At 36.3% G+C, this 23,126-nt stretch carries 28 protein-coding genes; 18 read left to right on the forward strand and 10 right to left on the reverse strand.

What is annotated here, in order from left to right; translation table 11 throughout:
- Positions 1–139 precede the first annotated feature (139 nt).
- The 3 genes from FJR06_RS18310 to FJR06_RS18320 are packed head-to-tail and all read left to right on the forward strand — an operon-like array spanning position 140 to position 1,112.
- On the forward strand, positions 140–394 hold the full coding sequence (locus FJR06_RS18310) for a hypothetical protein (protein WP_168651979.1): 255 nt from the start codon (positions 140–142) through the stop codon (positions 392–394).
- The gene (locus tag FJR06_RS18315) at positions 378–806 is read left to right on the forward strand and encodes a transposase (protein WP_168651980.1); all 429 of its coding nucleotides are present in this window, start codon (positions 378–380) and stop codon (positions 804–806) included. Before FJR06_RS18310 ends, FJR06_RS18315 begins: the two co-directional genes overlap by 17 nt.
- 36 nt (positions 807–842) lie before the next feature.
- Entirely contained in the window at positions 843–1,112 is a 270-nt protein-coding gene (locus FJR06_RS18320; protein ID WP_041458565.1) for a cation transporting ATPase C-terminal domain-containing protein, read from the forward strand.
- 50 nt (positions 1,113–1,162) lie between these two features.
- Here FJR06_RS18320 and FJR06_RS18325 read toward each other — a convergent pair whose 3' ends face one another.
- Entirely contained in the window at positions 1,163–1,351 is a 189-nt protein-coding gene (locus FJR06_RS18325; protein WP_015083073.1) for a CPXCG motif-containing cysteine-rich protein, read from the reverse strand.
- Between the two features lie 497 nt (positions 1,352–1,848).
- Here FJR06_RS18325 and galE point away from each other — a divergent pair, with 497 nt between their 5' ends.
- Entirely contained in the window at positions 1,849–2,847 is a 999-nt protein-coding gene (gene galE, locus FJR06_RS18330; protein ID WP_015083074.1) for a UDP-glucose 4-epimerase GalE, read from the forward strand.
- 283 nt (positions 2,848–3,130) lie between these two features.
- Here galE and FJR06_RS24985 read toward each other — a convergent pair whose 3' ends face one another.
- From FJR06_RS24985 to FJR06_RS18350, 4 genes are read right to left on the reverse strand one after another with little or no spacing between them, the layout of a single operon-like run.
- Positions 3,131–3,358 carry a hypothetical protein gene (locus FJR06_RS24985; RefSeq protein ID WP_015083075.1) on the reverse strand — a complete coding sequence of 76 codons (228 nt, stop codon included), beginning with the start codon at positions 3,356–3,358 and terminating at the stop codon, positions 3,131–3,133.
- Between the two features lie 48 nt (positions 3,359–3,406).
- Positions 3,407–4,159 carry an HNH endonuclease gene (locus FJR06_RS18340; RefSeq protein ID WP_015083076.1) on the reverse strand — a complete coding sequence of 251 codons (753 nt, stop codon included), beginning with the start codon at positions 4,157–4,159 and terminating at the stop codon, positions 3,407–3,409.
- A gap of 60 nt (positions 4,160–4,219) precedes the next feature.
- Positions 4,220–4,564, reverse strand: a complete 345-nt coding sequence (locus FJR06_RS18345; protein WP_015083077.1) for a XisI protein — start codon at positions 4,562–4,564, stop codon at positions 4,220–4,222.
- Positions 4,552–4,968 (reverse strand): element excision factor XisH family protein, encoded by a 417-nt coding sequence (locus FJR06_RS18350; protein ID WP_015083078.1) that lies wholly within the window; start codon positions 4,966–4,968, stop codon positions 4,552–4,554. Before FJR06_RS18350 ends, FJR06_RS18345 begins: the two co-directional genes overlap by 13 nt.
- 147 nt (positions 4,969–5,115) lie before the next feature.
- Here FJR06_RS18350 and acnB point away from each other — a divergent pair, with 147 nt between their 5' ends.
- From acnB to FJR06_RS18405, 11 genes are all read left to right on the forward strand, one after another.
- Entirely contained in the window at positions 5,116–7,746 is a 2,631-nt protein-coding gene (gene acnB / locus FJR06_RS18355; RefSeq protein WP_168651981.1) for a bifunctional aconitate hydratase 2/2-methylisocitrate dehydratase, read from the forward strand.
- Positions 7,747–7,932: 186 nt separating this feature from the next.
- Positions 7,933–9,027 carry a DUF262 domain-containing protein gene (locus tag FJR06_RS18360; RefSeq protein ID WP_168651982.1) on the forward strand — a complete coding sequence of 365 codons (1,095 nt, stop codon included), beginning with the start codon at positions 7,933–7,935 and terminating at the stop codon, positions 9,025–9,027.
- The gene (locus tag FJR06_RS24500; protein WP_015083081.1) at positions 9,024–10,103 is read left to right on the forward strand and encodes an MAE_28990/MAE_18760 family HEPN-like nuclease; all 1,080 of its coding nucleotides are present in this window, start codon (positions 9,024–9,026) and stop codon (positions 10,101–10,103) included. Before FJR06_RS18360 ends, FJR06_RS24500 begins: the two co-directional genes overlap by 4 nt.
- 21 nt (positions 10,104–10,124) lie before the next feature.
- On the forward strand, positions 10,125–10,373 hold the full coding sequence (locus FJR06_RS18370) for a hypothetical protein (RefSeq protein WP_168634444.1): 249 nt from the start codon (positions 10,125–10,127) through the stop codon (positions 10,371–10,373).
- Between the two features lie 35 nt (positions 10,374–10,408).
- Positions 10,409–10,612, forward strand: coding sequence for a type II toxin-antitoxin system Phd/YefM family antitoxin (locus FJR06_RS18375; protein WP_168634443.1), 204 nt, complete (start codon positions 10,409–10,411; stop codon positions 10,610–10,612).
- A gap of 10 nt (positions 10,613–10,622) precedes the next feature.
- Complete coding sequence (locus FJR06_RS18380) at positions 10,623–10,889, forward strand: type II toxin-antitoxin system HicB family antitoxin (protein ID WP_168651983.1); 267 nt, start codon at positions 10,623–10,625, stop codon at positions 10,887–10,889.
- Positions 10,882–11,088, forward strand: a complete 207-nt coding sequence (locus FJR06_RS18385) for a type II toxin-antitoxin system HicA family toxin (RefSeq protein ID WP_168651984.1) — start codon at positions 10,882–10,884, stop codon at positions 11,086–11,088. Before FJR06_RS18380 ends, FJR06_RS18385 begins: the two co-directional genes overlap by 8 nt.
- A complete protein-coding gene (locus FJR06_RS24990; protein WP_168652004.1) occupies positions 11,079–11,213 on the forward strand; it encodes an element excision factor XisH family protein in 135 nt (44 codons plus the stop codon). Before FJR06_RS18385 ends, FJR06_RS24990 begins: the two co-directional genes overlap by 10 nt.
- A complete protein-coding gene (locus tag FJR06_RS18395; protein ID WP_168651985.1) occupies positions 11,201–11,542 on the forward strand; it encodes a XisI protein in 342 nt (113 codons plus the stop codon). Before FJR06_RS24990 ends, FJR06_RS18395 begins: the two co-directional genes overlap by 13 nt.
- Positions 11,543–11,677: 135 nt before the next feature.
- Entirely contained in the window at positions 11,678–13,696 is a 2,019-nt protein-coding gene (locus FJR06_RS18400; RefSeq protein WP_168651986.1) for an ATP-binding protein, read from the forward strand.
- A gap of 264 nt (positions 13,697–13,960) precedes the next feature.
- On the forward strand, positions 13,961–14,362 hold the full coding sequence (locus tag FJR06_RS18405) for an endonuclease domain-containing protein (protein ID WP_168651987.1): 402 nt from the start codon (positions 13,961–13,963) through the stop codon (positions 14,360–14,362).
- Positions 14,363–14,620: 258 nt separating this feature from the next.
- Here FJR06_RS18405 and FJR06_RS18410 read toward each other — a convergent pair whose 3' ends face one another.
- Positions 14,621–16,072 carry an MFS transporter gene (locus FJR06_RS18410; RefSeq protein ID WP_168651988.1) on the reverse strand — a complete coding sequence of 484 codons (1,452 nt, stop codon included), beginning with the start codon at positions 16,070–16,072 and terminating at the stop codon, positions 14,621–14,623.
- Positions 16,073–16,143: 71 nt separating this feature from the next.
- Between FJR06_RS18410 and FJR06_RS18415 the strand changes: the two genes are divergently transcribed.
- Entirely contained in the window at positions 16,144–16,665 is a 522-nt protein-coding gene (locus FJR06_RS18415) for a phosphoribosyltransferase (protein WP_168651989.1), read from the forward strand.
- A 65-nt stretch (positions 16,666–16,730) separates the two neighbouring features.
- Here the strand turns inward: FJR06_RS18415 and FJR06_RS18420 are convergent, their stop codons facing one another.
- Positions 16,731–17,648: an AEC family transporter gene (locus FJR06_RS18420; protein ID WP_168651990.1), complete on the reverse strand. Its 918-nt coding sequence runs from the start codon at positions 17,646–17,648 to the stop codon at positions 16,731–16,733.
- A gap of 87 nt (positions 17,649–17,735) precedes the next feature.
- On the opposite strand from FJR06_RS18420, the gene FJR06_RS18425 reads away from it, so the two are divergent.
- Positions 17,736–18,533 (forward strand): D-alanyl-D-alanine carboxypeptidase family protein, encoded by a 798-nt coding sequence (locus FJR06_RS18425; protein ID WP_168632870.1) that lies wholly within the window; start codon positions 17,736–17,738, stop codon positions 18,531–18,533.
- 266 nt (positions 18,534–18,799) lie between these two features.
- On the opposite strand, the gene FJR06_RS18430 is transcribed toward FJR06_RS18425, so the two are convergent.
- The gene (locus FJR06_RS18430; RefSeq protein ID WP_168651991.1) at positions 18,800–19,876 is read right to left on the reverse strand and encodes a PIN/TRAM domain-containing protein; all 1,077 of its coding nucleotides are present in this window, start codon (positions 19,874–19,876) and stop codon (positions 18,800–18,802) included.
- 242 nt (positions 19,877–20,118) lie between these two features.
- Between FJR06_RS18430 and hemW the strand changes: the two genes are divergently transcribed.
- The gene (hemW, locus tag FJR06_RS18435; protein WP_168651992.1) at positions 20,119–21,303 is read left to right on the forward strand and encodes a radical SAM family heme chaperone HemW; all 1,185 of its coding nucleotides are present in this window, start codon (positions 20,119–20,121) and stop codon (positions 21,301–21,303) included.
- A 94-nt stretch (positions 21,304–21,397) separates the two neighbouring features.
- Here the strand turns inward: hemW and FJR06_RS18440 are convergent, their stop codons facing one another.
- Together FJR06_RS18440 and FJR06_RS18445 are read right to left on the reverse strand one after the other, a co-directional pair.
- Positions 21,398–21,889, reverse strand: coding sequence for a DUF29 domain-containing protein (locus FJR06_RS18440; RefSeq protein ID WP_168651993.1), 492 nt, complete (start codon positions 21,887–21,889; stop codon positions 21,398–21,400).
- Positions 21,890–21,976: 87 nt separating this feature from the next.
- Positions 21,977–23,086 carry an S-(hydroxymethyl)glutathione dehydrogenase/class III alcohol dehydrogenase gene (locus FJR06_RS18445; protein ID WP_168651994.1) on the reverse strand — a complete coding sequence of 370 codons (1,110 nt, stop codon included), beginning with the start codon at positions 23,084–23,086 and terminating at the stop codon, positions 21,977–21,979.
- Between the last annotated feature and the right edge of the window lie 40 nt (positions 23,087–23,126).

A 23,126-nucleotide genomic window follows, 5' to 3' on the forward strand; every position in this document is an offset into this window, starting at 1 on the left:
AATCGCCTGCTGGTTATGCTCGTTGGACATTGCGATTACTGGCAGACAAGGCAGTCGAGTTAGAAATTGTGCCAGCAATTAGTCACGAAACCGTGCGTCAAGTGCTAAAAAAAACGAACTCAAACCTCATCTGCGGCAGATGTATGTAATTCCACCGGAACAAAGTGCCGAATTTGTATCTCATATGGAAGATGTTCTGGAGATTTATCACTTGCCCTATGACCCCAAGTATCCAGTGATTTGCATGGATGAGCAACCTATACAATTGGTCAAAGAAACCCGCGTTCCTCTGCCAGCTAAACCTGGACACTCAGAGTCGGTGGATTATGTTTTGCGATCGCAATGGAACAGCCAATATTTTTATGTTTACATAACCCTTGTCTGGGTGGCGTAAAACAGTCGTCAGTGACCGGAGAACAGCGGTTGACTGGGCAACAGAAATTAAGCACTTACTCGATAACGACTATCCCGATAGCGACAAAGTTATTTTAGTATGTGACCAGCTAAATACTCATAAACTTGCCTCCCTATATCAAGCTTTTGAGCCATCCATTGCCCGTCGTCTGGTTGAACGCTTGTCCATTCACCACACCCCTAAACATGGTAGTTGGCTCAATATCGCTGAAAACGAACTGTCCGCAATGACTCGACAATGTTTAGATCGTCGGATTCCTGACCGCGAAACTTTAGAACAAGAAACAACGGCTTGGTATATTCAACGCAATCATTTACAAAAATCTGTAGATTGGCAGTTCACAACAGCGGATGCCCGTGTCCGTCTCAAGCGTCTTTATCCACAAAATTAATATTGACAGACCACTAGTGCCAATTTTGGAAAGTTTATGGAATCGGTTATTTCTGCATCTATGATTGTCTTAGTAATTCGGACTCGTCAATCTATTTTCCACAGTAAACCCAGTCCATACCTGTTTGGTGCAACAATAGCGATCGCTATAATTACATTGATTATTCCCTATACTCCCTTAGCATCTGTGTTGGGTTTTCAAGCCTTACCTTTGAGTTTTGTCCTCATTTTAATGGCAATAGTTGCCCTCTATGTCACGGCTGCGGAAATTGTTAAAGGTATTTTTTACAGTCGGGTAAAGTTTTAACTAATATTTCTCTTTTTTGAGCCATTTTTTGTGAGGCTGTTCCGAATTATTTAACCATCATATTCGGTATCTATTTCAATATCTAGTGTGTCTTCATCAATCCTGATATACAAAATATTAGGACGGCAACAAACTTGACAATCTTCTATATAGTTTTGTTGCATTCCGGCACTAAAATCAATAAAAGTTAAGTTTACTTCTCCACAATAAGCACAATAAAACTCTGATGTATTTTGCATTTTTTATATCTATTTAATAATTCATTTATTCTCCCACACTTTAATATTAAATGATGAAATTGTCAATTGGCTATTTTCTATAATCATTAAAATTATACCAATTTTATGTAAAGGTGTGCTAAATAAATTTTATAGCGTGGAGAATCTCTACTCATGCAACTTCTGGACAACAAAGAATAAATTTCATCTTCAAAAGGAAATAATATTAGGCTAAATTAGATTCATACAGGACTTACGCAACTGGCACATTGGTAGGGTGCGTCCGACTGCATAAATCCTGCAAATAAACAGATTGTTGATATACTAAACACGGGTGAGATTTAAACTTTTGCCAAATGACAAAGAACCCAGATGTGTAGGGGTAAAGCAAGAGCTAAACCCCTACGTTTAGAATCAAACAATCAAGCCGTTTTGAGTATATCTGACGCACCCTACAACAGATTTTTAGTGTGACACTTGCGTAAGTCCTATAATCAAAGAACCATCAAGGAGAAACTATGTCAGCGGAAAAGCCTAGTATTTTGGTAACGGGGGGAGCAGGATATATTGGTTCTCATACGGTGTTAGCCCTCAAGCAAGCCGGTTATGAGGTGGTAATTCTTGATAACTTGGTGTATGGACATCGGGATTTGGTAGAACAGGTTTTGCGGGTAGAATTGATCGAAGGGGATACAAGCGATCGCCTTTTATTAGATAATCTTTTTCAGAGTCGTAATTTTGCCGCAGTTATGCACTTTTCCGCCTATGCTTATGTAGGTGAATCTGTAACAGATCCGGCTAAATATTACCGTAACAATGTTTTAGGAACGCTGACACTATTAGAATCAATGTTAGCAGCTTCTATTAAGAATTTTGTCTTTTCTTCTACCTGTGCTACCTATGGTGTACCGAATTTTATTCCGATTACAGAAGATCATCCCCAAAATCCTATTAATCCCTATGGGGCAACTAAATTAATGGTAGAAAGGATATTAACTGATTTTGATGTGGCATACAATTTTAAATCAGTGCGTTTCCGCTATTTTAATGCTGCTGGTGCTAACCCCCAAGGATTATTAGGAGAAGATCATCATCCCGAAACCCATTTAATCCCTTTAGTATTACAAACAGCATTAGGTAAACGAGAAGCTATTAGTATTTTCGGAACTGATTATCCTACTCCTGATGGTACTTGTATTCGGGATTATATTCATGTAAATGATTTAGCAGATGCCCATGTTTTGGGGTTAGAATATTTATTAAATGGTGGTGAAAGCGAAGTTTTTAACTTAGGAAATGGTAACGGTTTTTCAGTTCGAGAAGTGATTGCTGCGGCAGAAGATGTCACAGGTATGGTAATATCAGTGCAGGAATGCGATCGCCGGATTGGAGATCCTCCAGCCTTAATTGGTACAAGTGAAAAAGCCAGAAAAATCTTGAATTGGCAACCTCAATATCCAGGTATTAAGGATATCGTTTCTCACGCTTGGCAATGGCATAAAACAAGGCATAAATAATTTTTAGTGTAAGGATTAGCTCCCCGATTTCTACGATTGATTCATCACTTATTGACATCATTAAAGGAGAAGTCTGGGAGCTTCCGCTCTTGTTGATTCAACTTTCCAGATGGTTATTTTTCAGTAGTTCTAAATATTTTAAAGCTTCATGTTTAGAGGTTGTTTGAAAAGTATTAGATGAAACCAATAATTTCCAAGAACCTAACCCCCCAGCCCCCTTCCCTGGTAGGGAAGGGGTGTTTCAAAGCCTCTCCCCGCGTCGGGGAGAGGTTTGGAGAGGGGTTTATTTATACATTAAAAACTTTTCAAACACCCTCTTAGATAAAATTTCATCAGTTTCTACTTCTTGCATCAATTGTGCTAGTCCATAATTCTCTAAAATTTCCTCTATTTGTTCAAATTCAGTCATAGGAATTTGTACAGCAATTGGTTTTTGATTTTGATCTAAAACATAATTTTTATTGTCAGAATCAGGATATCCAGGATTTAAGGATTTACAGGATGGAGTTATTTTTGAGGATGAAAGATTAAGCGATACCTACGGTAAGCTAACACCCAGCTATTGAAGTATATTTTTAAGTTGTTCTATAGTATATGGTGGATTTTTCCGATGTATCATCCCATGACAATTAGGACATACTGGACGTAAATCTTTAATTGGATCAACTTCGTATTCTTGATTAATTTCCGATAAAGGAATTAAATGATGAACATGAATAAAACCTTGACCAATTTCACCATAAACTTTTTCAAAGTTAAACCCACAAACATAACAAGTTATGCCATAATATTCAATACATTGTTTTCGAGCTTGATTACTTCTTTCATAAGCATTAACTGTTACTTGACGAATAAACCCTTCTTTTAAGGTTTGAGTTTCTTCTGTTTCTCTTACTTCATCAGGAAATAATAGGATATCATCTATTACACTAACAGAATCGAAAAAGTATTCAAAATCTAGTTTTGGATTATTTAAAATATTACAAACTAAATCATATATTTCTTCTTCAGGATATGCTTTAAATCCATCATAAATTTCTTTTTCAACACGCCATAAATCTCTTTGCCACCAACCTTTACGACTGTTTTCATGATAAGGATCAAAAGCATCTCTAAAATTTTTAAGTGTATTAGATGAAATTTCAAGCATAGAGCCAATTTTCTGATGTGTTTCCCCTTTGTTACCAAGTCCTAATCTCTGATAACTATCTTTATCAAATCTTGAAAGATAATAACCTACTATATAAGCATAGGGACAATTACAATCACTAAATGAATCTATCAGGCGATCCCAATTATCAGGTTTTTTCATTATTCACAACTCCTTTTGATTATCAAAAATATTGTGTTTAACTATTCCCAAATATTCAACCTAAGCGACTGCAAACTCTGTAAACTTGCGAGTTTCAGGATCATGAAAAGCTAAAACAATATCCTCTTGTGGTACACCTTCCCTTAATAACTCAGTTGCAATACCTTCCTCAGTCCAATCTTCTTCAATGTAAATTTTCTCATTTTTAATTCTGACATAAACAGTAATACCTCTAACTTTGTGATCATTATGCCAACCTGTTTGAAACCAAAGATATTGATCTCTTTGTTCATCAAAAGCTAGAATACTATCAACACCATCAGGATTAGGCGTTTGTGATGCTAATTGCTCATATTCATTCAGAATTTTCTTGATCACATTGCGATATTGGTTTAATTTATCCATTGTACTATCTCCTCCTTATTCAAATCAACAACTATTAATTTTAAATCATTTTCTGCCATGATGAACGAAATCGCTTTTTGCAGAAAAAAAGATTGATAAATACTGCGACTTACCCCTAAATAAATTGTTACTTTAGGAAGAATAACTTTTAACAAGGTACGATAAATAATATATTGCCCTAAAGCTGTTTCAAATTCACGCATGGGTGAACGACCAATAAAACTTTTAATTTCTACAATAATTTGTTGTCCATTGCGTTCAATTTCTAAAGTTCTATCAGCTAATAAATCAGCAAATAATTGTATCTCCTCATATTTAATAGTATAAGGATCACGAATAATCATCCAACTGTCTTTAATCAAGGCATTTTTAATTGCTTCATGGTAAGTATCCCTAGCTGACATAAAAATTAAATTCAGAAAAATTTTAATAATCTGATCATAAACTATAAACTGTCTATTTCTGACAAATTCGTTTACCAGTAACTCCTGTAACAATTCCCTTACAATAAAATAAAGAAAGCAAGACATTACAGGATCACAATCTAAACCATGCTACAAGAATATCGTCAACAGGTTGCCGATCGCGCTCAATTGGGTATTCCTCCTTTACCATTAGACGCACAACAAACATCAGCATTGTGTGAATTACTGAAAAATCCACCCACAGGCGAAGAAGAGTTATTATTAAATTTATTACGCGATCGCATTCCCCCTGGAGTAGATCAAGCTGCTTATGTAAAAGCTGGATTTCTGACTGCGATTGCTAAAGGAGAAATTACCAGTCCTTTAGTTTCACCAGTTGACGCAGTAGAATTACTAGGAACTATGATTGGTGGTTACAATGTTCAGTCCTTAATTGATCTACTCCAAGTTTCTAGCAGTTCTGTATCAGAATCTTCAGAAACACCCTTGGTCATGGGAGGAGAAGGAAGAGAACAAATCGCCGCTTATGCAGCCAACGCCCTCAGCAAAATTATGTTGGTGTATGATGCTTTCCATGATGTTTTGGAATTGTCCAAAACCAACCCCTACGCCAAACAAGTGGTAAACTCCTGGGCAGAAGCAGAATGGTTTACGTTGCGTCCCACATTACCAGAATTTATCACTGTTACGGTTTTCAAAGTTCCCGGAGAAACTAACACCGACGACTTATCACCCGCAACTCACGCTACAACCAGACCAGATATTCCATTACACGCTTTGGCGATGTTGGAAACTCGTCAACCGGGAAGTTTAGAAACTATTGCAGAGTTAAAGAAAAAAGGATTTCCCGTTGCTTACGTTGGTGATGTCGTGGGTACAGGTTCTTCTCGTAAATCTGCAATCAATTCTGTATTATGGCATTTGGGCAATGATATTCCCTTTGTGCCAAACAAACGGGCGGGAGGTTATATTTTAGGAAGTGCGATCGCTCCCATCTTTTTTAACACAGCCGAAGATGCCGGTGCATTACCCATTCAATGCGATGTCAGCAAAATGGCAACCGGTGACGTAATTACCATTTATCCCTACAAAGGAACTGTTCTCAACGCCGCAGGAGAAGTAATTTCCACCTTCAGCCTCAAACCTGACACCATTTTAGACGAAGTTCGCGCAGGTGGACGCATTCCCCTACTAATTGGACGTACCCTCACCGATAAAACCCGTCTAGCATTGGGTTTAGCGCCCAGCACTTTATTTATCCGTCCTCAAGCCCCAGTGGACACCGGCAAAGGCTACACATTGGCGCAGAAAATGGTCGGGAAAGCCGCTGGTTTGCCAGGAGTACGTCCGGGGACATCTTGCGAACCAATCATGACTACAGTGGGTTCTCAGGACACTACAGGCCCAATGACCAGAGACGAATTGAAAGAACTCGCTTGTTTAGGTTTCAGTGCAGACTTGGTCATGCAGAGTTTCTGTCATACAGCCGCATATCCCAAACCTGTGGATATTAAAACTCATCAGGAACTCCCCGACTTCATTTCCTCCCGTGGTGGTGTGGCGTTGCGTCCTGGTGATGGTATCATTCACTCCTGGTTAAACCGGATGTTATTACCCGACACCGTGGGTACAGGTGGAGATTCCCATACTCGCTTCCCCTTGGGTATATCCTTTCCTGCGGGTTCGGGTTTAGTAGCGTTTGCTGGTGCATTGGGTGTCATGCCTTTGGATATGCCAGAATCAGTTTTGGTCAGATTTACAGGGGAATTACAACCAGGAATTACTTTAAGGGATGTTGTCAATGCCATTCCTTATGTAGCCATGCAAAAAGGTTTGTTAACTGTCGAGAAGCAGAACAAGAAAAACATCTTCTCTGGCAAGATTTTGGAAATTGAAGGTTTACCAAATTTGAAAGTTGAACAAGCTTTTGAATTAACTGACGCTTCCGCAGAACGTTCTTGTGCTGGTTGTACAATTAAATTAAGCGAAGAAACAATTGCGGAATATTTACGTTCCAATATTGCCCTTTTAACTAATATGGTAGCCCGGGGTTATAGTGATGCCAGAACTATTATGCGCCGGGTGGCAAAAATGCAAGAATGGTTAGATCATCCAGTATTATTATCTGCTGACGCTGATGCCGAATATGCAGAAATAATTGAAATTGATTTAAGCCAAATCACAGAACCAATTGTAGCTGCTCCCAATGACCCTGATAATGTTAAGTTATTATCGGCAGTTGCCAATGATCCTGTACAAGAAGTATTTGTGGGTTCTTGTATGACAAATATCGGACATTATCGAGCAACTGCGAAGGTTTTAGAAGGTGCAGGAGATGTGAAAGCGCGGTTGTGGATTGCACCTCCTACAAGAATGGATGAACACCAATTAAAGGCGGAAGGTGTTTATGATGTTTTCGTGGCTGCAAAGGCGAGAACTGAGATTCCCGGATGCAGTTTATGTATGGGAAATCAGGCGCGAGTTGATGATAATACAACTGTGTTTTCTACCTCGACTCGTAATTTCAATAATCGCATGGGTAAAGGCGCTCAAGTGTATTTAGGTTCGGCGGAATTAGCAGCGGTTTGTGCATTATTGGGAAGGCTTCCTAATGTGCAGGAATATTTGGATATTGTGGCTGAAAGAATTCATCCTTTTGCTGATGATTTGTATCGCTATTTGAACTTTGATCAAATTGTTGGTTTTGAGAATGAGGGGAGGGTGATTAGTAAGGAGGAACAGGCTTTGTTGGTATAATGTAATTGGGGTGAGTCTTGATGACTCACCTTGATTTTAAGAAGTTTATATTTAATCTAATTGTTAAGATTTTTTACTCTATCTAAATTAAGCTATTTCAGTGATAAAGTGATAAAATGTAGTTATACTAACTCATTTAATCAACAAATCTCTAATTTTAAACGTTAACGAAAAAGATTGTCAACTATGGTAAATCAACTAGAAATTACAGATCAACGCAAAGAAAATGCTGAAGCGGAAATTCGTGACAAAACAAAGCGTGTTGACTACAACACCTTAGAATATCCTATCGAAGTAATTGTGCAAAAATATTTAGATGGGGAGAAGGAAGATGAAAATGAATTGTTTATTCCAGATTATCAACGAGAAATAGCTTGGGATGAAGATAGACAATCAAAATTCATTGAATCTGTGATGTTAGGTTTACCAATCCCTTATATTTTTGTTGCGGATATATCAAGTACAGAAGATTTAGCACGATTAGAAATTATAGATGGTACACAACGTATTCGGACTTTAGCTAAGTTCATTAACAATGAGCTTAGATTACAAAATCTAAATAAATTAGAAAGCCTCAATGGGTTTACTTTTCAAGATTTACCGCTACCACGTCAAAGACGTTTTAACAGAACTACCATGAGAATGATTCAATTAACCGAACATTCAGGTGAAGAAATTAGAAGGGATATTTTTGAGAGACTTAATACTGGTAGTGTTCAATTGAATGAAATGGAGAAACGCAGAGGATCTCAACCAGGAAAGTTTTTGGATATAATCGAAGAGTTATCAAAATATCAACAATTTCGAGATTTATGTTCTTTTACTCCAACTCAGATAAATAAGAGAGATCCCCAAGAATTTGTTCTCCGGTTTTTTGCATTTCTGAATAATTATGAAAATTATCCTGGGAAAAGTGATATTCATAAATTTTTGGATGATTATTTAGAGCAAGAGAATAAGTCTGAAACATTAGATATTAATGCAGCTAAAAATGAATTTTATTTAATGTTAAATTTTGTTCAAAAGTATTTTTCTGATGCTTTACATACCTATATCAAAATAAAAAAATCCTATGAACCTACAACTAGAATTAAGTTTGAATCAATTACTGTAGGTATTGCTTTAGCGTTAAGAATAAATCCAGATATAGTTCCCAATTCAATTGAGTTTTTAAACTCTAAAGAATTTAAAGATTATACCAATTCTAATGCGAGTAGTTCTAAAAACAAAGTAATTAATCGTATTTATTATGTTCGTGATCAGCTTTTAGGTAATTCATGAGAAGTACATTATTTGAAGATTTTGATAAACGCGCTCAAGAAGTAAGACGATATTTTATATTATTGAAAAATTTAGAGCAAGGTTCAATTCAATTAAGTATGGGTAATACAAACAATACAAAAATCAAACCGATAAACAATGATTTAGAAAAAACTCTTAAAGCAACAGGATTTTTGTTACTATATAATCTAGTTGAATCTACAATGCGTAATGCAATTGAAACAATATTTGATGAATTAAAAACTAAAAATATTTCTTTCGATGATGTAAGAGACGAAATTAAAAAGATTGTTATTGATAATCTAAAAGATAAAGATAATAAATCTACTAAAGATATTTTAGTTACAGTTCAAAATATTTCGGTTGATATCATATCAGCTACTTTTAATAGAGATAGATTATTTTCAGGAAATATTGATGGACAAAGAATCAAAGATATAGCCGAAATGTATGGATTTTCATATAAGACTAATGCTAGAAAAACTGGAAATGGTAAGGATTTACAACGAATTAAAGATCATAGAAAAGACTTAACACATGGTTTTAAGTCTTTTGAGAAAGTTGGTAGAGATGCTACTTCTGATGAGCTATTGGAAATTCAAAAAAGAGTTATTTGTTATTTAAGGGGAATATTAGAAAATATAGAGAGTTATCTATCTAATGAAAAATATTTAAAAAAGAATCCGGTTAAAAATGCTTTAATTAAAGACGGTTGGACAATTACAATAGATACTTGTCCTCTGGAATATGAAGACGTTGAACTTTATCCAGATTTAGCTATAGAAAAGATAATTTCAGAAAACCAAAAACAACGTAAAATTATTGTTGAGATCACAAGTTTTATCAGTTCTTCACTCATCAAAGATTTTCAGAATGCTTTAGGACAATATATTTTATATCGTAATTTGATTCAACTATCTCAAAATGAATCCCAAGAAATTTATTTAGCTGTAAAAGATGAAATTTATGAGACTTTTTTTCAAAGGAAATCAATTAAAACTGTAGTTCAATTAAATCAACTTGCTTTGGTTATTATTAATACAGAAAAAGAGGAAATTGTACAATGGATAAATTAGTTAATTATCGTGAAACTATTAATGAAACTCGCGAAACAAAAAATTAGCAGTGAAAACTCAACGCTTAATCAGTTACTAATGGAATTACAGGAAGAATGCCAGAATGTGATTTCTCTGATTAATCAATTACAACTTTCTGAATTAAGCGATCGTCAAAAGGGTAAAATTCTCTCAGAATTGCTGGTAGCTTCTATTCATTTGCATTCCCATTGTGATGAAGATTGGCAAAATTTAATTTCTGATGAGTTGGAAACTTTAGCAGATGATTAGTGGATAAAATCTTATGAATATAAAGAGGTGCAAAAATGATAGAATTAAATTCTGAGTTTTTAACAAAAAATGGTCAAAAACAATTTGCAGTTTTACCTTATGAGGAATTTTTGAAGATTACGGAATTGTTAGAAGATTTGGAAGATTTAAGAGATTTACGGGATGCTAAGGAAGAAGAGAAAGATAGTCTTTCCGTATCTTTAGCTGATGTTAAGAAAATGCTTATACATAATCCATAGGTAAACAAAAATGAACTTTTACACAGTTGTTCTCAGACAAAGTTCCGGTTATTGGGTGGGTTTGTGTTTAGAAAATGGGATTGTTGGACAGGGAGATACTCAAGAAGATGCAGTTAATAAATTAAAGGAAGCAATAGAATCTTTTGAAGGTATTTATGAATCAGAAGATAATATTTATAAATCTCCTATTTCTATAGATGAATTACATGAATTTTTATTAGTTGAGGAAAAAGAAAAACAATCAGAAATCTATGAATTGAGGAAGGTTTATGCCTAAAAATATACTTTCTTTAAAACCCAAAGAATTAATTAAGTTATTAGAAAAAGCAGGTTGTACTTTTCATAGAGAGGGAAAAGGTGATCATTGTTTATATACTCGTGAAGTTGAAGGAAAAAGGAGAGTAGTTCCTATAGATATGGGCGCAAGGGAAATAATTATCTTAAAAGAACAGCACCAGACCATCAGATTTACTTAGCACTTGGTCAACTTGTTTATAAAGCTAATTTTGATGAAACTATCCAAGTTGTTGTTGATGAAAACCAACTTAAATTAATCATTGTAGATACAGATAAGGAGGTTATTACCAAATGGATAAGTTAGAAAATTACCGATTTTTAATCAAAAAAATCTTAACAGAATATCATCAACTTTTTTCCTCTGCATCTCCTGATAATATAGAAATGCTCTTAGCTTTTGATGAGCAAAGAGATCAATATTTATGGTTTCAAGTTGGTTGGACAACTGAGGAAAGAATTAAGGGAATTTCTGTCCATATTCGTATTAAAAATGAGAAGATTTACATTGAAGAAGATTGGACTGAGGAAGGAATTGCAACGGAGTTATTGAAGGAAGGTGTACCCAAAGAGGATATTGTTTTGGCTTTTCATGATCCAGAAACTCGTAAATTGACGGAGTTTGCTGTTGCTTAGAGACGTTTTGATGATTTTCTGTGGGTGATTTCTATGGTATAAGATACCTAAACTTGAGAGGTCTCTGGTATACTGTAATATTTAGGGTGGGGTATAATAGTCCATCTTATACACAAACGAGAGAATAACTTAATTATGCTATCTTTCCAAGCTTTTGACTCATTTGATCCTCTTGAAGCGAAAACTGAAGCTGATGCAGAAGTCAAGCTAAAATCCCTTAAAAACCAAATTAAAGGTATTTTAACATCCTATGCAGGATGGTATGATCCCTTTTCTGAAACTATTCAAAATTCTATGGACTCTGTAGAAAAACGTGCTACTAAAGAGTCTACTTATATCCCAAAAATTTGGATAACTATTAATTTACAAAAGAATATACTAATAGTAACAGATAATGGAACAGGTTTAGATGAAAAACAATTTAAATCATTTCTAACCCCCTTCTTTTCTTTTAAGAATAACAAAAATCGCGGACATAAAGGTGTTGGAGCAACCTATTTAGCCTATGGATTTAATTATATTCAACTGTGTACTAAAACTTCTAATTATAGTGCTATAGGAAAAATGATTAATGCAAGAGAATGGGTAGATGATGATGATAATTCTTTAGGAAGGCCTCACGTAACTCCTGATGAAGAACCTTTAGATCCATATTTTAGAACAATTGTAGAAAATAATGACACAGGTGTTTCCATTTGTCTTGAATTTGATAAAAATACTTTTCCTAAAAACCTCACTTGGGTAGGAATGAAAGAAGCTAGTTCGTGGCTAAAAGTTTTAAGACTTAAAACAGCATTAGGATCTATTAAACCCACTGAAAAATTAGAGGTTTTTTTAGATGTAATTGATAAAAATGGAAAACTAACTAAAGAATCAATCACAAGTCCTACTTATCTACGTATTCATGAAACTACTCAAAAATCAAAATCTATTTGTTATGAAATAATCCAACAGAAGAAACAAGAATTACTAGATAAACATAAAGATTATAATGAATTACCTAAAAGCTTTATAAATAAATATGTTATTTATGGTGAGTGGAATTTTGATTCATCTGATTCTCATAAAGAACTAAAACTAAAATTAGAAGAGGAAGAAAAAGAACTTTTAGATAAACATAAGCCATATGTATATTGTGCTTATGTTTGGTCAGTTAATCATTGGAATAATTTTAGTCGTGAGTTAGATTATAGAATAGGAAATAAAGTGTTATCTGGTGGGATACAATTAGCATCAAATAATATGCCACAAGGAGAAACAATTCAAATTCCATTAGGACAAAACATCAGTCGTCAAAATAATGCTTTTGTGTTGATTCATTTTGAAAATTATACACCAGATTTAGGTCGGAAAAGTTACAAAAAACAATTACAAGAACTAGCACAAAAAATTGCTTCCCGTTTAGTAGATGTTTTATTTAGGTATCATAAATGTTTGAGACCTACTGGAAGTGGAAAAAGCAGAGAGGATATTTTAATACAAAAGAGAATTGATGATTGGAAAAAGGAAATGGAAGAACATGAGCAACAACATCCTTTAAATTTAATTAATAAGAACTTTTTCAATCCAACAAAAGAAATCTCTATTACATCAATACCATCACGAGAACAAGATGTGATTGCACTTTTTAATCAGATGATTGCTGGAGGTGTTATTCGTGGAATTAAAATAATGGCAACAAATGAGCGTTCTGATTATGATAGTCTATACAGAATTATTATAGATAACAATCCTTTACATATCTATGATAAAGACAGAAATCCTTTGGGAGTTCAAGAGGAAAATCTAGAAGATTATGAATCTAAAAAAGTATTACCATTTCAGTCTGCTCCTCAAGTTTTAGAGTACAAGTATTCATTGGATGGATTAATTGAGGATATAGATACAGGAATAAAAAATTCCAAAGATATTAACTTGGTTGTAGTTTGGGAAACAGGAGAAGAGTGGCAGAAAAATTATCAAATAACAACTACACTACATGAAGATTACCTTGAGTATAGACCTTATCATGGTGTTACACATAGAATGTCTAATCTTGAGATACGTGGAAATATCATGGATGTAATTGTTTTACAAGAATTAATTGAGTATCTTAATAATCCTGAATCTACTGAAGAGAAGCAGCTTAAAAAATACGAAGATTATGAAGATTAAATAGTAATTTTTCCTTTAAATTGTACTTTTTTAACTGATGATTTAGTAAGAGCAATCGCTTTTTTGATGTAGAGAGTTATGAGTGCGATCGCTTTTTAGTATACAGGAAGTTTGAAGAGTGATCGCATTCCTCCAACATCCCAAACCGACCTAACCCCCCAACCCCCTTCCCTGCAAGGGAAGGGGGAGAAATCTTGCTCCCCTCTCCTCGTAGGAGAGGGGCTGGGGGAGAGGTCAAACACGATATAAAAACACACCCCACAAATGAACAACCAACCACCGAAAAAAGACGGACTTCATAACATAGTCATTGGACAAAAAATAGAACCCGTAAAACTCGAACTCGCCAAAGAAATGCGTCGCCAAATGACATCAGCAGAAAAAATTCTGTGGGAACATCTTCGCGCCAACCGCTTGCATGGGTTACATTTTCGCCGTCAACAAATTATAGATGGTTTTATAGTAGATTTTTATTGTCATGCTGCTAGTTTAGTCATAGAAGTAGATGGAAAAATTCATGAACAACAAATAGAATATGATATAGAAAGAGACAAAATTTTATCAGCTAGAGGTTTGCGTTTATTGAGATTTAAAAATCAAGAAATAACCGAGAAAATTGATCAAGTTTTGATGCGAATTTATCAAACTTGTTGTGAAAAGACCTAACCCCCCAGCCCCCTTCCCTACGAGGGAAGGGGGAGCAAGATTTACTCCCCTCTCCTTGTAGGAGAGGGGTTGGGGGAGAGGTCAATATCGCTTTACTATTTGATATAATTGTAAAAATAGACTTAATCCATTAACCAATATCAAATAAATGAATCATCTAACTACCTTTCAAGAAATTGCTTCTCAAGTGCAATTATTCCAGAGTATAGAACAAAAAGAGACATTTTGGGTTTATGAGTATTTGTGAGAAATTCGGGTTTATGTCCTCTGCCGTTGTACTTGCAGTTTAAGCATGATTTCTGCGTGCATTTCGCGGGTAATGGGATAGAAGTAGACTAAAACTAACCCGGCAATTAAACAAATTGTTGGTATGGGTCCAACAGCGATACGAATGGCTAAAAGTGCAGATTCAGGTTGTACAGGTAAAGAACTTTGTCCAGCAACCGCTTCTTTAAAACCATAAGCTTGTAAAGTATTACCGACCAAAAATAGCCCGAAAGCTAAACCAAATTTTTGCAATAAAACCATGAAACCATAGAAAATTCCTTCCCGTCGTTGTCCAGTTTGCAATTCATCTAATTCAATCACATCAGGGATCATTGACCAGGGAATTAGATAAGCTGTAGAAACTCCCATACCTGCCATTACAGCCATAACATACATTAAACCAACTTGATTTGGCTGTAAGAAAAATAATCCAGCAGCCGCAATAATCCAGGAACTCATTCCTAAGAAATAAACGATTTTTTTGCCAATCTTTTTACTTAAATAACTCCAAATAAATAACATAAATAAAGCCGTTCCCTGCACTGCAATCATGACTGTGGGGACATCTCCCTCTTTAAGTTTCATACAGTTAACGACAAAATAGGGAATAATGCTGGCTGTGATTTGCACACCTAACCAAGAAAAAAGATATATCGCAATTACAAACAAAAAAGGTTTATTACTAAAGACAATTTTCAACTGTTCAAAAAAGGGAATTTCGGCTTCTTGTGGCAAAGAAATCCGTTTAGCTTCAAAAGCTAAAATGCGATCGCGCACCCCATAAACGCACCAATACAAGGATAAAACCGAAATCACGGTACACACAGCCGCTAAAACTAAATATTGTTGTTGGCGATCGCTAATTTGTGAGAAAATAATTTTTGATAAAATCAACGATAAAATACTGCCACCAATGGAAAACGTAAACCGAAAACTATTCAAACTAGTTCGTTCATCGTAATCTTGAGTTAACTCAGGAGTCATGGCTGTATAAGGCAAATTCACAACAGTATAAAATGCCTGAGATATAATCCCAATTACTACATAATACCAAAATAAACACCAAATATTACTACTTTTGTCAGCAGTAAATTGGGGGACAATCCACTGCAAGAAAAAGAAAAATCCAAAAGGAATTGCCCCATATAAAAGCCAAGGTAGACGACGACCCCAGCGCCGGGATTGGGTTTTATCAGTCAACATTCCCACCATAGGATCATTGATACCATCCCAAATTTTGCCAATCATCAAAATACTACCTGCCAAACCCGCTGGAATTCCTGCCACATTGGTAAAGAAAACCATCATGTAAAATACAGCAATATTTGCAGTAATCGCAGGACCCAAATCTCCCGCACCATAAGCTAATTTAGTTTTAAAATCTAATTTTTCACTGGACAGAGATTGGTGAAAATCGTTATTATGAGAATTATCTTTAACCATAAATTACACCCTTATGAATTGACAATTGACAATAGATAACTAACAATTATTAACACACTTATTTTAGTTTTATGTCAGACCTTTACATTTCTTGGTCAGATTATCACCACAAAATTGAACAACTGGCTGTAAAGATTTATCAATCGGGTTGGGAATTTAACCAAATCGTCTGTTTAGCTAGAGGGGGACTGCGAGTAGGAGATATTCTCTCCCGCATATACAATCAACCATTAGCAATTTTAGCTACCTCATCTTACAGCGGCGCAGGGACATATAAAAGAAGTAATTTAATTATTTCTCGTCAATTAACCATGACTAGTGAAAATTTAGGTTCACGGATTTTGCTAGTAGATGATTTAGTAGACTCTGGTATCACTATTCAAGAAACAGTTCCCTGGTTACAGAAACATCATGATTTTCCCATTCAAGAAATTCGCACCGCTGTAATTTGGTATAAAGCTTGTTCAGTTGTTGTTCCTGATTATCACGTTGATTATCTGGCTGATAATCCTTGGATTCATCAACCTTTTGAACATTACGAATCTATTAGTCCTTCCGAACTGGCAAAAAAGCTGAATTTAGTAGTCACATAATCCAAATATTATCCAGAATTTTTGTAGAGACATTTCATGTAACGTCTCTACTTTTTCACTTTTTGTTAAAACAACCATAACCAAACAGGAAGAGTAAACAACAAAACTATCATCCCCATAGCTAAAGCAGTAACAGCCAAATCTCTATCCAAATCAAAGGTTTCCGCGATTACCAATGTAGCCAAAGCTGGAGGCATACCCATTTGCAAAACTATCACCTGTGCTGCATTACCAGTAACACCAAAAAATGAGAGAGTGCTACCTAAAATCATCGGCACTAATAGCATTTTAATGAACACACTACTCCCCGCTTCTGGTAATTTTCGCCAAGATTTTAGTTGGGAAAGTCGCATTCCAATTAACATCAAAGATAAAGCAACTGCACCCCAAGCCAATTTTTCCAAACAAAATACCACTGGAGAGGGAAGCGTCACTTGATGCAATAATAAGCCAAATCCAAAACTCCATAAAGCCGGATTAATCAAAATTACCTTTGCTATTTGCATCTGATTTTGGGTATTATTACCAAACTTAGCAGCAAGAAACACACCTAAACCATAAGCACCAAACAGCGAACCCAACATATCGTAAAATAAAGCCCAGGCAAAATATTCTTTACCTACCATTGCTAAAGTAATGGGAAAACCCAAATTACCTGTATTACCTACCATTGCTGCTAGAATCAAACTACCTTGAGTTGTCGCGGGGGGAACTGAATCAATGAAATGGGCTTGGGCTTTGATTCTTAACCAAGCTAATAATGCCCCCAGAAAGATTGCCAAGTGAGCTATTATCGGTGCAATCCAAATCTGTCCTGATAAATCTGTTTGTAGTAAAAAACCGATGATGCTTATAGGTACTCCCACCCAATAGAGAAATTGACCTACGTAAGTGGAAGTATTGCTAGGCAACTTACGTCCCAGTATAAATCCCATGAGGATTAATCCCACTAACTTGATATATAGTTCTAAAAGATTTATCAAAATTACACCCGAAATAATTCAGAATTAAGAATTAAAAAAACTCTTTTCTTCTTTAACTAACTATTAAACACAAACAGGAGCAAAAACTTGAATAAAGCTGGGTTTCCTAAAAAACCGCACAATTCCTACCCTCTCTCTGGTGATGATATCCCAGTGGCTTTACGCGATACAAATGATGCAGGAAGTAAGATCAAAGTCCAACCTGTGGTTTTGATTATAGGTGGATTAACAGGATTTTTGTTACTGGCTGTCTCTAGTGGTTTTTTGTTTTCGCTGACAACACCTAAGCCAACTGCTAATTCTGTAGCTGCACCGATTAGTTCTACACCCATAGCCGCTAATACCCCAAATAATAATGATACAGTGTTGGGACATTTTCCCTATTCAGAAGCACCAGAATCAGAATTAGCCCCAATTACGGGTGACAGTAGAATCAGAATGCGAAAATCTGCCGCTGTCAAGTTTCAAGCCATGGTACAAACCGCTAGAAGTGCGGGTGTAATTTTAGTTCCAATTTCTGGCTTTCGTTCTGTACAAGAGCAAAAGCAGTTATTTTTCGGTGTAGGCGCACAGCGGAATCAAACCCCAGCCGAAAGAGCAGCCCTCAGCGCACCACCAAATCATAGTGAACATCATACAGGTTATGCGGTAGATGTTGGCGATGGCACAGTCCCAGCAACTAATCTCCAAGCTAATTTTGATAATACCAAAGCTTATCAGTGGTTACAAGCCAATGCTGCCAAATTTAGTTTTGAAATTTCCTTTCCGAAAAATAATCTTCAAGGCGTGAGTTATGAACCTTGGCATTGGCGTTTTGTCGGCGATACTGATAGTTTAGAAACATTTTATAAAGCCAAAAATATCAAACCTGTAAAAACACCATAATGATAGTCAGAGAATATCAAATATCTGACACTGAAGCAATTATGAAACTGTTTGTAGAACGTCGAGGAATAAAACTTAAAAATTATGTAATGGAAAAATATTTATAATTTCTGGTTTTACATTAGTTCAGATTTCATGTATTTATTTCTTCCTTTGCGCCTTTGCTCCTTTGCCTCTTTGCGCGAAATAAAATTAAATGTAGTTTATCGGTGCAGTTCCCCACACCGATTTACATAATTTAACTCTAGTTTTCCGTGCCATATTCCTTAGGCTAATGCGGAAGCTTGGGGTTTGGCAAAAATCATCCTTCCAGCAGAAGTTTGTAAAGCACTGGTAACTACTACTCGCAATTCACCACCAACATAACCTCTACCTTCTTCCACTACTACCATTGTGCCATCATCTAAATAGCCAATTCCTTGAGTTGGTTCTTTTCCTTCTTTGAGAATTTTCAAATCAAGATAATCACCAGGTAAATAAGTTGGACGAACAGCATTGACTAAATCATGAACATTCAAAACTGGAACTTTTTGCACACTAGCAACTTTCGATAAATTGTAATCATTGGTGAGTAATGTGCCATTGATTTCTTGAGCAAAACGCACCAATTTAGCATCAACAGTGGCAGTATCTTCATAGTCCACAGGATTGATTAAAATGCGTTCGGGATAATTTTCCCGAATGCGGTTGAGAATTTCTAATCCTCTTCTTCCCCTCACCCGTTTTTGATCCTTACTCGCGTCGGCTACTTGTTGTAATTCTTGTAAAACAAATTGGGGGACAAGAATTAATCCTTCTAGAAATCCTGTTTCTAGTAATGTTTCAATCCGGCCATCTATAATGCAGCTAGTATCTAAAACCTTAGTATTAGCAGGTTTAAGAGTTCCTTCCACCACCATACTTTCTACAGTATTGGGGTTAATTAATCTTAACAAACCCCGTCCGTGAGTATCGGCTAAGTTCATTCCTGTAACAGAGAGGATAATACTGCCAACAACCGCAACAAGAGGTTTGATAAAACCAAAATCTGGGGGAATGGGTAATAAAAATAGCGGGGCTAACATCAGATTGGCGAGTAATAGCCCAATTACTAAGCCAATGGCACGGGTGAGAATGACTTCTAGGGGCATTTCCCGGACTTGTGACTCTAGCCGACGGTATGTAGTCTGGAAACTCAGCCCAACTGCACCACCGATAATGGCAGCAAAGACAGCGAAAACTAGGCGTAAGGCATCTAAATCACTAACTCCATCAAGAGTACCAGGGGGGAGTAGATCAGTGCTGAAATAACCTATTCCCGCCGCTGCCAAGATAAATGAGAGAATAATAATGACATCCAGCATGGTTATGTTGTGTTCCTACAACGATATTTATTCGATAGAGTAAAGTATGCTTGTTTGAGTCCTTTTTAGTGATGGAATCATCTTAGCTGCTCAGGCAGACAGAATATGCCAACATTATAACTAAAGCGTTTTTACTGCATATTATTTTTATTTTTAGGGAAAAAGGATGAAAAGTTGTAAACAAACTCCTCATTTTCATTATTTTTAACAGTCAAATCAAATTAACTTCACTATTGTTCAAAATGAGTCAAAAAGATATTGGTTGGGGGATTCCCAGTTCTGCTTATGTGCATATTCCCTTTTGTCGGCGACGATGTTTTTATTGCGATTTTCCGGTATTTGTGGTCGGGAATAACTCACGGGGCGAAAATTCTGGGACAATTGGCGAATATGTTGAAGTTTTATGTCAAGAAATCAGGATTGCACCAACTTATAGTCAACCTTTAGAAACAATTTTTTTTGGTGGTGGTACTCCTTCACTATTATCAACAGCACAGTTGCAATCTATATTGACAACCTTAGAACAGCGATTTGGCATTGCCTCTGGGGTAGAAATTTCTATGGAAATTGACCCAGGGACGTTTGATTTTGCACATATCGCTGGTTATCGTAGCTTAGGAGTAAATCGCGTGAGTTTGGGTGTCCAAGCTTTCCAAGAAGAATTGTTAAAAACTGCTGGGCGATCGCATTCCCTTATAGATATATTTACAGCTATAGAGTTAATTCACAAGGTCGAGATTCCCGAATTTAGCTTAGACTTGATTTCTGGCTTACCGTATCAATCTTTAGCACAATGGCAAGATTCCTTAATCCAAGCAGTAGCAGCCACCCCAACTCACATTTCCATCTATGACCTGACCATTGAACCCGGAACAGCCTTCAATCGTTATTACAAACCGGGAGATCATCCGTTACCCACAGATGAAACCACCGTCAAAATGTATCAAATGGGGCAAAAGACCTTAACTGATGCTGGTTACGAACATTACGAAATTTCCAATTATGCCCAACCAGGACATCAATGCCAGCATAATCGAGTTTATTGGCAAAATCGCCCCTATTATGGCTTTGGTATGGGTGCAGCCAGCTATATACAAGGTAAACGCTTCACCCGTCCTCGCAAAACCCAGGAATATTACCAATGGTTAAAAAATGGTGCTGTGATTGATTGTGAAGTCACACCACAGGCAGATGTTTTGTTAGAAACTCTCATGTTAGGGTTACGGTTAGCCGAAGGAATCAGTTTAAATTCCTTAGCAACAAACTTTGGCAACCATCAAGTTGAGAGAATTCAAAGCTGTTTGCAACCATACTTTGCTCAGGGTTGGGTGAAGATTGTTGGGGATAGGTTGCGTTTTAGCGATCCCGATGGTTTTATATTTTCTAATGTGATGTTAGCGAAGTTGTTTGAGGAGTTAGGAGAATAATAAATTATGTTTCGCGCAAAGGCGCAAAGAAGCAAAGGCGCAAAGTTTGAAATTTGTGAGTTTCCAATTTCATATTTTAATTTAGCAATGCCGATTATTGCATCAAATCATCATTTGCAATTTCACCAGGATAAAAGTTTAAGTTAATTAGATCTTCCCATAAATATAGGCATTGAGGAGGAAAGGTTGATAACGGTAAATTGGTTTCTCCTGATGCTAAATCCCTGGCATTTTCATAAGCTTCCTCAAGTGCTACTTCTAGAGAAGACTGCAAACTAGGATTTTCATTCAGTAGTTTTATAATATCCCGGCGTTGAATCCGAATAGTTGCTAACCAACTACGAATACGTTTTGATGATTGATATTCCCACTTGAGTAAATGTCCAATGAAAACACTCAGACGATTTCTTAATTCTTGGCGTTCCCTTCTCCCCAAAGATTCAACTTCCTCAATTAAATTAACTAAATCAACTTGATTCCATAGCTGATAACGTAATAAATTAGCCTGTTGTTGAGTCCAGGCATAAAAATCCGTTTCATAAAGATTCAGGTTGACAGCAGATTCTTTCGCCTTTTTTGTCTGCATAATTAAAACCTAGTAACCTTGAATTAATTATAACTCCTTTCTTCCTTTGCGCCTTTGCTCCTTAGCGTCTTTGCGCGAAACAAAAACCTAAAAAGTCACCACACTCCGAATAGATTCCCCCCTGTGCATCAAATCAAAAGCATCATTAATCTTTTCAATCGGCATCACATGAGTAATTAAATCATCAATATTAATCTTACCATCCATATACCAATCTACTATTTTCGGTACATCTGTCCGCCCTCTTGCACCACCAAAAGCCGAACCTTTCCAAACCCTGCCAGTTACTAATTGAAAGGGACGAGTGCTGATTTCTTTACCTGCACCAGCTACACCAATAATCACACTTACACCCCAACCTTTATGACAACATTCTAAAGCTTGACGCATGATATTGACATTACCAATACATTCAAAGGAATAGTCAGCACCACCGTTTGTTAAATCTACCAAATAAGGAACTAAATCACCTGCAACTTCTTGGGGATTAACAAAATGTGTCATGCCAAATTTTTCAGCTAATTCGCGTTTTTTGGGATTAATATCTACACCAATAATCTTATTCGCGCCCACCATTCGCGCCCCTTGGATCACATTTAAGCCAATGCCACCCAAACCGAAAACTACCACATTTGCGCCTGGTTCTACTTTAGCTGTATTCACAACTGCACCAATTCCTGTTGTCACACCACAACCGATATAACAAACTTTATCAAAAGGGGCATCTTCCCGAATTTTGGCAACGGCGATTTCTGGCAATACCGTATAATTAGCAAAGGTGGATGTACCCATATAATGATGAATTATGTCGCTACCGATACTAAAACGGCTCGTGCCATCGGGCATTACCCCCCGTCCTTGTGTGCCGCGAATTGCTTGACAGAGATTGGTTTTGAAACTTAAACAATAATCACATTGCCGACATTCGGGTGTGTATAAAGGAATTACATGATCTCCCGGTTTGAGACTTTTAACATCAGTCCCGACTTCCACAACTATACCAGCGCCTTCATGTCCTAAAATTGCCGGAAATAAACCTTCAGGATCATCACCAGACAGGGTAAAAGCATCAGTATGACAAACCCCACTGGCTTTAATCTCAATTAAGACTTCTCCGGCTTGTGGTGGTGCTAATTGTACAGTTTCAATTGTGAGAGGTTTTCCTGCGGTGTAAGCTATTGCTGCTTTAACTTCCAAGATGCAATTCTCCTTTAAGGTTCGTTTTTGGGATTAATAT

Origin of the sequence: Dolichospermum sp. UHCC 0352, from assembly GCF_009711925.1 — a bacterium.
Lineage (GTDB): Bacteria > Cyanobacteriota > Cyanobacteriia > Cyanobacteriales > Nostocaceae > Dolichospermum > Dolichospermum lemmermannii.